The 9,603-nt window shown below is 69.3% G+C and carries 8 protein-coding genes and 1 pseudogene; 3 read left to right on the forward strand and 6 right to left on the reverse strand.

Going from position 1 to position 9,603, the window contains the following annotated elements:
• Nucleotides 1-1,603 (reverse strand): DNA helicase RecQ (gene recQ, locus FUT87_RS15400; protein ID WP_147241576.1); only part of this gene is annotated, 1,603 nt, incomplete at its 3' end.
• Between the two features lie 111 nt (nt 1,604-1,714).
• Here recQ and FUT87_RS15405 point away from each other — a divergent pair.
• Nucleotides 1,715-2,683, forward strand: coding sequence for a diguanylate cyclase (locus FUT87_RS15405; RefSeq protein WP_147241577.1), 969 nt, complete (start codon nt 1,715-1,717; stop codon nt 2,681-2,683).
• Between the two features lie 223 nt (nt 2,684-2,906).
• Nucleotides 2,907-3,455, forward strand: a complete 549-nt coding sequence (locus FUT87_RS15410) for a single-stranded DNA-binding protein (protein ID WP_147241202.1) — start codon at nt 2,907-2,909, stop codon at nt 3,453-3,455.
• Nucleotides 3,456-3,580: 125 nt separating this feature from the next.
• On the opposite strand, the gene FUT87_RS15415 is transcribed toward FUT87_RS15410, so the two are convergent.
• Both FUT87_RS15415 and FUT87_RS15420 read right to left on the reverse strand, forming a co-directional pair.
• Nucleotides 3,581-4,645, reverse strand: a complete 1,065-nt coding sequence (locus tag FUT87_RS15415) for a beta-propeller fold lactonase family protein (protein ID WP_222617124.1) — start codon at nt 4,643-4,645, stop codon at nt 3,581-3,583.
• 144 nt (nt 4,646-4,789) lie between these two features.
• Complete coding sequence (locus tag FUT87_RS15420; RefSeq protein ID WP_147241201.1) at nt 4,790-5,671, reverse strand: aldo/keto reductase family oxidoreductase; 882 nt, start codon at nt 5,669-5,671, stop codon at nt 4,790-4,792.
• Between the two features lie 106 nt (nt 5,672-5,777).
• Between FUT87_RS15420 and FUT87_RS15425 the strand changes: the two are divergent.
• Nucleotides 5,778-6,685 (forward strand): annotated as a pseudogene (locus FUT87_RS15425) (LysR family transcriptional regulator).
• A 79-nt stretch (nt 6,686-6,764) separates the two neighbouring features.
• Here the strand turns inward: FUT87_RS15425 and FUT87_RS15430 are convergent.
• From FUT87_RS15430 to FUT87_RS15440, 3 genes are all read right to left on the reverse strand, one after another.
• Complete coding sequence (locus FUT87_RS15430) at nt 6,765-7,451, reverse strand: YoaK family protein (protein ID WP_147241199.1); 687 nt, start codon at nt 7,449-7,451, stop codon at nt 6,765-6,767.
• On the reverse strand, nt 7,448-7,900 hold the full coding sequence (locus FUT87_RS15435) for a DoxX family protein (RefSeq protein ID WP_183493405.1): 453 nt from the start codon (nt 7,898-7,900) through the stop codon (nt 7,448-7,450). Before FUT87_RS15435 ends, FUT87_RS15430 begins: the two co-directional genes overlap by 4 nt.
• A gap of 79 nt (nt 7,901-7,979) precedes the next feature.
• Nucleotides 7,980-9,603, reverse strand: a 1,624-nt coding sequence (locus tag FUT87_RS15440; protein WP_147241578.1) for an amidohydrolase, incomplete at its 5' end; no start/stop codon positions are given.

Here is a 9,603-nt window from a genome sequence, read left to right on the forward strand (position 1 = left end):
CGCCGCGGCTCGACTTGCTCTTGCGCGTCGGCACCGCGGGCTGGCGCAGCAGCATGCGCACCTCGCCGCGCAGCACGGCCTTGGCATCGCCGCCCAGCGACAGCGTGTTGTATTCGCCCTCGGTCACCGCATAGCCCAGCGCGATCAGCTGGCGGATCACCGCGCGCCACTGCTGCTCGCTGAGCGCGGCGCCGACGCCCCAGGTCGACAACTCGTGATGCCGGTACTGGGCGACCTTGTCGGTCTCCTTGCCGCGCAGCACGTCGATCAGGTGGCCGGAACCGAAGCTGAAGCCGGTGACCTGGTGAAAGCGGTAGATGCACGACAGCGCCATGCGCGCCGCCTCGGTCGCGTCCCAGGTCGCGGGCGGATTCAGGCAGTTGTCGCAGTTGCCGCAGGGCTGGCTGTCCTCGCCGAAGTAGGCCAGCAGCCGCACGCGGCGGCAGTCGATGGCCTCGGCCAGCGCGAGCAGCGCGTCGAGCTTGCCGCGCTGCACCTGCTTGAATTCGTCGGACGACGGGCTCTCGTCGATCATGCGGCGCTGCTGCACCACGTCCGCCAGGCCGTAGGCCATCCAGGCCTGGGCCGGTTCGCCGTCGCGGCCGGCGCGACCGGTCTCCTGGTAGTAGCCCTCGATGTTCTTGGGCAGGTCCAGGTGGGCGACGAAACGCACGTCGGGTTTGTCGATGCCCATGCCGAAGGCGATGGTGGCGACCATCACGATGCCGTCCTCGCGCAGGAAGCGGTCCTGGTGGCGCTTGCGCTGCTCCTGTTCCATGCCGGCGTGGTAAGGCAGCGCGTTGATGCCCTTGGCGCGCAGCCACTCCGCCGTCTCGTCGACCTTCTTGCGGCTCTGGCAATAAACGACGCCCGCCTCGTCCTCGTGCTCGTCCTGGATGAAGCGCAGCAGCTGCTCGCGCGGGCTGTCCTTCTCGACGATCAGGTAGCGGATGTTGGGCCGGTCGAACGAGGCGACGAAGATCCGCGCGCTGTCGAGCTGCAGCCGCTCGATGATGTCGGCGCGGGTGATGTCGTCGGCGGTCGCGGTCAGCGCGATGCGCGGGATGTCGGGGAAGCGCTCGTGCAGCAGGCTCAGCGACAGGTATTCGCTGCGGAAGTCGTGGCCCCACTGGCTCACGCAGTGCGCCTCGTCGATCGCGAACAGCGCGAGCAGGCCGCGCTCGTACAGCGACTGCATCTGCGCGATGAAGCGCGGCGTGTTGACCCGCTCCGGTGCCGCGTACAGCAGCGTCAGGCGCCCGGCGAGCATCTCGCGCTCGATGCGCTGGGTTTCCTCGAGGGTCTGCGTGGAGTTGAGGAAGGCGGCCTCGACGCCCGCTTCCTCGAGCGCGCCGACCTGGTCGTGCATCAGGGCGATCAGCGGACTGACGACCACGGTGACGCCATGGCCGGCGCGCTGCCGGGCGATCGCGGGGATCTGGTAACAGAGCGACTTGCCGCCGCCGGTGGGCATCAGCACCAGCGCGTCGCCGCCGGCGCTCACGTGGTCGACGATCGCCGCCTGCTGGCCGCGAAAGGCGCTGTAACCGAACACCTCTTGCAGGATGGCTAGCGGGACGGGATGATGCTTGGACGAACTCATGGAGCCCTCGATTGTCCTGCACATCGACGGGTCCGCCGTTCACCCGGTCCCGATCCGTCGTGGACGGCGCTTTCCGAGCGCCTTGCTCCTCCGCACCGAACAGACCTGCTCATGATCGCTGCGCCGTTGCCCGACGACGAGAATGCCCGGCTGGCCACGCTGCGCGTGCTGCAGGTGCTGGACACCGATCCCGAGGAACGCTTCGACCGCCTGACGCGCATGGCGCGGCGCCTGTTCGAGGTGCCGATCGCGCTGGTCAGCCTGGTCGACGCCGACCGGCAGTGGTTCAAGTCGGCGCAGGGCCTGGACGTGCCGGAGACCCCGCGCGACGTCAGCTTCTGCGGCCACGCCATCCTGTCGGACGACATCCTGCTGATCCCTGACACCCATGCCGATCCGCGCTTCGTCGACAACCCGCTGGTGACCGGGGCGCCGCACATCCGCTTCTACGCCGGCTGCCCGGTGCGGGCGCCCAGCGGTCACCGGCTCGGCACGCTGTGCCTGATCGACCGGGTGCCGCGCGGCTTCGACGCCGACGACCAGGCGACGCTGCGCGACCTGGCCTTCATGGTCGAGCAGCAGTTCGCGGCGATGTACATGGCGATGGTGGACGAGCTGACCGGGCTGGCGAACCGGCGCGGCTTCGAATCGCAGGCCGGACATGTGCTGGCGCTGTGCCGGCGCAAGCAGTGGCCGGCGACGATGCTGTACTTCGACCTCGACCACTTCAAGCATGTCAACGACCGCTATGGCCATGCGGAGGGCGACTGGGCGCTGAAGTCCTTTGCGGACATCCTGCGTTTCTGCCTGCGGGCCTCGGACGTGATCGCGCGCACCGGCGGCGACGAGTTCGTGGTGCTGCTCAGCGGCACGGCGACCGAGCAGATGTCGCCCGCGCTGGAGCGGGTGCGCACGCAGGTCGGGGCGCTCAACCTGAGGGCGCAGCGGGGTTACGCGCTGGATTTCAGCGTCGGCGACGCCGCGATGGCCGCCGACCGACCGCTGACGCTGGAGGAGCTGATGCAGCAGGCCGACGCGGCGATGTACGCGCACAAGCAGAGCCGGCGCCGCATGGGCTGACGGCCCGCCCGCGCGGGCGCGGCGGCCACGGCGGCCCTGAATCCGGTGATCGGCTGACGCGAAGCAGGCAGCGGATCGGCGTTTCCCGGGGATCGTCGGCGGAATGGGCGGGCGGCATAATCCGCCCCCTGCGCCGCTGTTTCCGACCCGATGTCCCGGGCGAAGGGCGGCGCCGAGTTTCCCATTCCGAACATTCAACGACACGCAAGCGAAGGCAACCCTCATGGCCTCGGTCAACAAAGTCATCATCCTCGGCAACCTGGGCCGTGATCCCGAACTCCGCTACACGCCCAGCGGCAGCGCGGTGTGCAACGTCAGCATCGCGACGACGCGCAACTGGAAGAGCCGTGAAGGCGGCGAGCGCCAGGAAGAGACCGAATGGCACCGCGTGGTGTTCTACGACCGCCTGGCCGAGATCGCGGGCGAGTACCTGAAGAAGGGCCGTCCGGTCTATGTCGAGGGTCGCCTGAAGACCCGCAAGTGGCAGGACAAGGAAGGCAAGGACAACTACACGACGGAAATCATCGCCGAGCAGATGCAGCTGCTGGGCGGCCGTGAAGGCGGTGGCGACGACATGGGCGGCGGCGGCGGCGGTGGTGGCTACAGCCGTGAGCGCTCGTCGGAGCGCGGCGGTGGCGGCAGTGGTCGCGACAGCGGCGACTTCGACGCACCACGCGCGCCGGCCCCGCGCGCCGCGGCGCCTCGCGCCCCGGCCCCCGCGCCGAAGCCGGCGACCGGCTTCGATGACATGGATGACGATATTCCGTTCTGATCGATAGCGATCCCGGCTATGCCGGGGTCGGATGATCAAGATGAAGGAAGCCCGTTGGCGTTCACGCCGCGGGCTTTTTTTCCTTTTCGAGCCGGACGCCCACCTTCAGCCGAAATGGCCGCCCCTCAGGGCAGGTCCACGATCTCGATCCAGTTCGCGGCCCGTCCCACCGGTTGCCGGCCGATCAGCCGGAGCGCGCCCTTGTCCGGATCGATGCGGTACACCGACAGCCGCTCCGATCTCTCTCCGGCCACGAGCAGGAACTTCCCGGTCGGATCGATGCGGATGCCACGCGGCTGCGTTTCCGTCGGATAGGCGTCCACCAGGCTCGGTTTGCCGGACGCCGCGGCAAGCGTCAGCAACGAGATCGTGCTGCTCGTCCGTTCGGACGTGTACATGAACCGGCCGTCCGGCGTGATGGCGATGTCGGAGGACCAGATGCGTCGCTGCTCGTCGCTCGCCGGCACCGTGAGCGTGCTCGAGAGCTCGGTGAGCGTCCCCCGATCGCGATCCCTCTCGAACTGGATGATGTTGCCGCTCAGCTCGCTGATCACGTAGAGGAATCGACCGTCGGGGGAGAACTCGATGTGCCGCGGGCCGTTGCCGGGCTTCGTCTTGACGAGCGCTGGATCGAGCGGCGTCAGCTTGCCGCTGGCGGCGTCGAATCCGAACTGCAGGATCTGATCGCTGCCGAGGTTGGTGACGTACAGGAAGCGATTGCCGGGGTCGATCCGGATGCTGTGTGCCTTCTCGCCGGTGGGCAGGACCTGGATGGCGCCCTGCTCGACCAGGCCGTCCTTGATCGCGCTGATCGCGATCCGGCTTCCGTCATAGGAGGCCGTGAACAGGAAGCGTCCGGTCCGGTCGGTGGACGCGTAGGCCATGCTGTCCGGGAGTGGCGCGTCGGCCTTCTGGCGCAAGGCGCCGCTCGCGGCATCGATGTCGTAGGTCAGCACGCGGAATGGCTCGGAGCGCACGACCGCGTACAGATGCCGTCTGGCGGGATCCACCGCCATCGGCATCACGAGCTTGCCGGCCGCCGTCTTGCCCAGCGGCGTGAGCGCGCCGGTGGCATCCATCTCGAACGCGTCGATGACGCCGTCCTGCGCCGCGGAGACATAGACGTAGGTCTTGGCCGAGACCGGGACGGCGGCAGCGATCGCCATGGCGGCGGCGCTGGCGATCTTCATCATTCCGCTTCTGAGCTTGCGCATCGACTCTGCTCCGGGCCTGTCATGAATGCTGGTGCGCCCGCATTCTGCCGGCGCGGAGCGTCACCAGCCGCGACGCGCGGTCCTGAACTCCACGCCATTGCCGATGGCGCGGTTGTCCAGTCACGCGTGCGGAGTGACCTTGCCCATCAGGTCCAGACGCGCGACCGCTTCCTCGGGCAACCGCAGTTCAGCGGCCGCGAGGTTCTCCCGCAGATGCTGGACCGATGAGGTGCCCGGAATCAGCACCAGGTTGGGCGAGCGCTGCAGCAGCCAGGCCAGTGCCACCTGCATCGGCGTGGCGCCGAGTTGGCTGGCGACCTCCGACAAGGCGCTCGACTGCAAGGGCGTGAAGCCACCGAGCGGAAAGAACGGGACATAGGCAATGCCGTCCCCGGCCAATTGCCGCACCAGCGCGTCGTCGTTCCGATGGACGAGGTTGTAATGGTTCTGCACGCAGACGATGGCGCAGAGGCGACGTGCATCCTCGACCTGCCGCGCGGTCACGTTGCTCAACCCGATGTGCTGGATCAGGCCCTGCCGTTGCAGTTCGGCCAAAGCGGTGAGCGGCTCCTCCAGCGAGCCCTCGGCAGGCCCGCGGACGTCCAGCATGCTGCGCAGGTTGACCAGCTCCAGCGACTCCAGACCGAGGTGGCGCAGGTTGTCGTGCACCGCCCTCGTCAGCTCGTCGGCGGACAGGGCAGGCAGCCACGACCCATCGGCCCCCCGCTTGGCGCCCACCTTGGTGGCGATGAGCAGATCCTGGCGATAGGGGTGCAGCGCCTCGCGAATGATCTGGTTGGTGATGTGCGGGCCATAGAAGTCAGCGGTGTCGATGTGGTCGACACCGTGCTCCACGGCCGCCCGCAGCACCGCCACGGCGGCGGCCCGGTCCTTGGGAGGGCCGAAGACGCCGGGTCCGGCGAGCTGCATCGCGCCGTACCCGAGGCGCTTCACGTTGCGGTTGCCGATGCGGAAGGTGCCGGCCTTGTCGAGTGAGTTCATGAGCAATTTCCTTTCGAAGGTGGCTCACTCTAGGCAGGGCCGCGGCGTACGATAAGTGGCTCCAATCCGCACGGGTCGTGCGGAAAACAGAACAGTGGCGGGCGCGATGGCGGATCACATGGCCGATCTGGCGGTTTTCGTGGCGGTGGCGCGCGCCGGAGGCTTCCGGCAGGCGGCGCGCGGCGGTGGCGTCAGCGCGTCCAGCCTCAGCGAGGCCCTGCGCAGGCTGGAAGCCCGCCTGGGGGTTCGGCTGCTCCACCGCAGCACGCGCAGCGTCGTGCCCACCGAAGCGGGCGCGCGACTGCTTCATCGACTGGGGCCCGCGTTGGGCGAGGTGGAAGCGGCGCTCGACGAGATCAATGGCTTCCGTGACCGTCCGGCGGGCACGCTGCGACTGAACGTCCCCGTCAGCGCGGCGCGCCTGGTGCTCCCGGCCCTGGTGCCGCCTTTCCTCGCCGCCTATCCGGACATCCGACTGGAAGTGATCGTCGACGAAGGCTTCGTCGACGTCGTGGCGGCGGGCTGCGACGCCGGCATCCGCTACGAGGAACGCCTGGAGCAGGACATGATCGCCCTGCCCATCGGCCCGCGTCACCAGCGCATGGCGACGGCCGCCGCGCCGGGCTATCTCGCGCGCAGCGGCCGGCCGCTGCATCCCCGCGACCTGCTGCAGCACGCCTGCCTGCGGGTGCGCTTCGCCAGCGGTGCCATGCCGCCTTGGGAGTTCCAGCGCAAGTCGGAGGTCGTGACGGTCGATCCGGCCGGACCGCTGGTCGTGCGGGCCGGCGGCGGCGTGGACCTCGCCATCGATGCGGCACTGGCCGGCAGCGGGGTCATCCACCTGTTCGAGGACTGGCTCCAGCCCCATCTGGCCAGCGGCGCGCTGGAGCCATTGCTGCAGACATGGTGGCGCCCGTTCACCGGGCCGTTCCTGTACTACCCCGGCCGCGCCACGTGCCCGCGCCCTTGCGGGCCTTCGTCGACTTCCTGCGGGCTCGCCACGCCGAAGACTGAGCGGCGGCCCGGGCGCATGCCCGCGGCGCTCGCGGCATGCGCGGGCACTCGCGGCATAGGCGACAGGCCGCCGGCCGGCTCAGCCCTTCTTATCCGCCTTCACATCCATCACCACCAGCCCGGCCAGCATCACCAGCGGCAGCAGCAGCGCCCAGAACTTCCACGCCGCATAGGCGAATGCGCCCGTGAGCGCGCCCACCGCGAAGGCCGCGACCGGCCAGATGAAGCGACCCAGCCGCTCCCGCACGTCCGGACCAGCCGCGCCCCGCAGCAGGTCCACGCTGTCGATCACCACCTGCGTCACATTGCCCGTCATCACCGTCGTCGGCGTCAGCGCCGGCCAGGCCAGGCGGCCGGCCGCGTTCTGCACGCCCATCGCCGCGGTGATGAACAGGCCCGTGGCCATCGCCCACGGCGCGTCGGGTGCCAGCGCCGCACCCGCCGGCACGCTGCAGATCAGCGCCACCACCAGCAGCGCCGCCTGCATCACCAGCAAGGGCCGGCTCGCCACCGTCTTCGTCCGCTCGCAGCGCAAGGCCACCATCCGTGCCAGCGCGACCGACACCACGAAGGTCGGGAACACCAGCAGCTTCAGCAGCACGCTGCCGCCGCTGGCGCGGCTCAGCTCCGCGCCGATCAGCACGAAGTTCCCCGTCACGTGCGCCGTGAACAGCCCGAACAGCGCCACGAAGCCCACCGTGTCCACATAGCCGCCGATGAACCCCAGCGTCAGACTGGCCACCAGCAAGCGCTTCACGCCCGTCATGCCAGCACCTTCCTTTCCAGCACCGCGATCCGCGCCGCGCAGGCCAGCCCGGCGATCAGGCCCAGGTGCTCGAAGAAGGCGTTCTTGGCCATGAAGCGCGCCTGGCCGCTCAGGTGCCAGAAGTCGTTGGCCACCAGCATCGCCACCAGCGTCAGCACGCCCAGCGCGCCGGCCGCCAGCCAGACCCAGCGGTTCAGGATCAGCAGCAACGCGCCGATCAGTTCCACCACGATCGCCAGCACCGCCCACAGCACCGCGGGCTGCAGGCCGAAATGCGCCTGCTCCGCCACCGCGCCGGGAAAGTCCATCGCCTTGTCGATCCCACCGATCAGGTAGGCCGACGCCAGGCACAGGCGCAGCATCACCCCGAAGGTGGGCCACTGCAGCACCGCCTCCACCCAGCGCGGTGCGGCGGGGGAGAACAGACGGGTGGATCGGTACTCGCTCATCGTGGGGCCTCCAGGTGCCGCCGGTTGTACCCGGCTTCGGCGCGCCGCATCGGGGCGGCTCGTGTGTCCAAGTCCATCATCAGACCGCCCAGCACGCGCATCCCAGCGCGCCCCAGAAGCTCTTCAGGTCGGAGGCGGGCACCTCCGACGCCCAGGCATTCGCATGCGCATGACCATGGACGCCGCAGGCGGTGTCGCAGCACGCGGTGCGCCGCATCGCCGCCTGCAGCGGCTTGCCTTCCGCGCCCCAGGCGCCGTAGCCGCCGTAGCGCCGCACCGGCGACCAGTCCGGCATCGCCGGCGGCGGGGCCGATTCATCCAGCGACGCGAAATCGCCGGCGCCCCACACCACCTTGCCGCCGACCATCGTCAGCAGCGCGCTGGTGTCGGCGATGTCCGATTCGGCGCAGCCGAAGAAGTCGCGGTCCGGCACGACCAGGTCGGCCAGCTGGCCCGCCGCGATCTGCCCCTTGTTGCCCTGCTCGTTCGAGAACCAGGTGACGTTCTCCGTCCACATGCGCAGCGCCGCCTCGCGGTCCAGGCAGTTGCGCTGCGGCGTGATCTGCAGGCCGCCGACGGTGCGGCCGGTGACCAGCCAGGACAGCGACACCCACGGGTTGTACGAGGCCACCCGCGTCGCGTCGGTGCCGGCCGAGACCTTCATGCCCCGGCGCAGCATCTCGGCCACCGGCGGCGTCGCCTCGGCGGCTCGTGCGCCGTAGCGCTCGACGAAGTACTCGCCCTGATAGGCCATGCGGTGCTGCACCGCCACGCCACCGCCCAGCGCGGCGATCCGGTCCATCGAGCGCGTCGAGATCGTCTCCGCGTGATCGAAGAACCAGTTCAGCCCGTCGATCGGCGTGTCGCGATGGACCTTCTCGAACACGTCCAGCGCACGCGAGATCGTCTCGTCGTAGGTCGCATGCATGCGCCACGGCCAGCGGTTCTGCACCAGGATGCGCACCACCTCCTCGAGCTCGCCTTCCATCTGCGGCGCCATGTCGGGCCGCGGCTGGCGGAAGTCCTCGAAGTCGGCGGCGGAGAACACCAGCATCTCGCCGGCGCCGTTGTGGCGGAAGTAGTCGTTGCCCTGCTTGTAGGGGACCGACTTCGCCCAGTTGAGGAAGTCTTCCTTCTCCTGTCCCGCCTTCTGGGTGAACAGGTTGTAGGCCAGGCGGATCGTCAGCTGGCCGGCGTCGGACAGTTGCTGAATGACCTGGTAGTCCTCGGGATAGTTCTGGAAGCCACCGCCCGCGTCGATCGCGCCGGTGACGCCCAGCCGGTTGAGCTCGCGCATGAAGTGGCGCGTGCTGTTGAGCTGGTACTCCGGCGGGAGCTTCGGCCCCTTGGCCAGCGTCGCGTACAGGATGGACGCGTTGGGCTTGGCCAGCAGCAGGCCGGTGGGATTGCCCGCGCTGTCGCGCAGGATCTGGCCACCGGGCGGCTCGGGTGTCTCGCGGGTGTAGCCGACGGCGCGCAACGCCGCGCCGTTCAGCAGCGCGCGGTCGTAGAGGTGCAGGATGAAGACCGGCGTGTCCGGCGCGACGGCATTGAGCTCGTCGATGGTCGGCAGCCGCTTCTCATGGAATTGGTGCTCGGTGAAGCCACCCACCACCCGCACCCATTGCGGCGCGGGCGTGATGTCGACCTGCGCCTTCAGCATCGCCATCGCGTCGGCGAGGCTGCGCACGCCGTCCCAGCGC

The organism is Mitsuaria sp. TWR114 (assembly GCF_007997345.1).

What these genes read in the sequence shown, in the direction of transcription:
- FUT87_RS15410 (WP_147241202.1), top strand. Translation starts at nt 2,907, where the DNA reads ATGGCCTCGGTCAACAAAGTCATCATCCTCGGCAACCTGGGCCGTGAT.
- FUT87_RS15405 (WP_147241577.1), top strand. Translation starts at nt 1,715, where the DNA reads ATGATCGCTGCGCCGTTGCCCGACGACGAGAATGCCCGGCTGGCCACG.
- FUT87_RS15415 (WP_222617124.1), bottom strand. Translation starts at nt 4,645, where the DNA reads ATGAAGATCGCCAGCGCCGCCGCCATGGCGATCGCTGCCGCCGTCCCG.
- FUT87_RS15435 (WP_183493405.1), bottom strand. Translation starts at nt 7,900, where the DNA reads ATGAGCGAGTACCGATCCACCCGTCTGTTCTCCCCCGCCGCACCGCGC.
- FUT87_RS15430 (WP_147241199.1), bottom strand. Translation starts at nt 7,451, where the DNA reads ATGACGGGCGTGAAGCGCTTGCTGGTGGCCAGTCTGACGCTGGGGTTC.
- FUT87_RS15420 (WP_147241201.1), bottom strand. Translation starts at nt 5,671, where the DNA reads ATGAACTCACTCGACAAGGCCGGCACCTTCCGCATCGGCAACCGCAAC.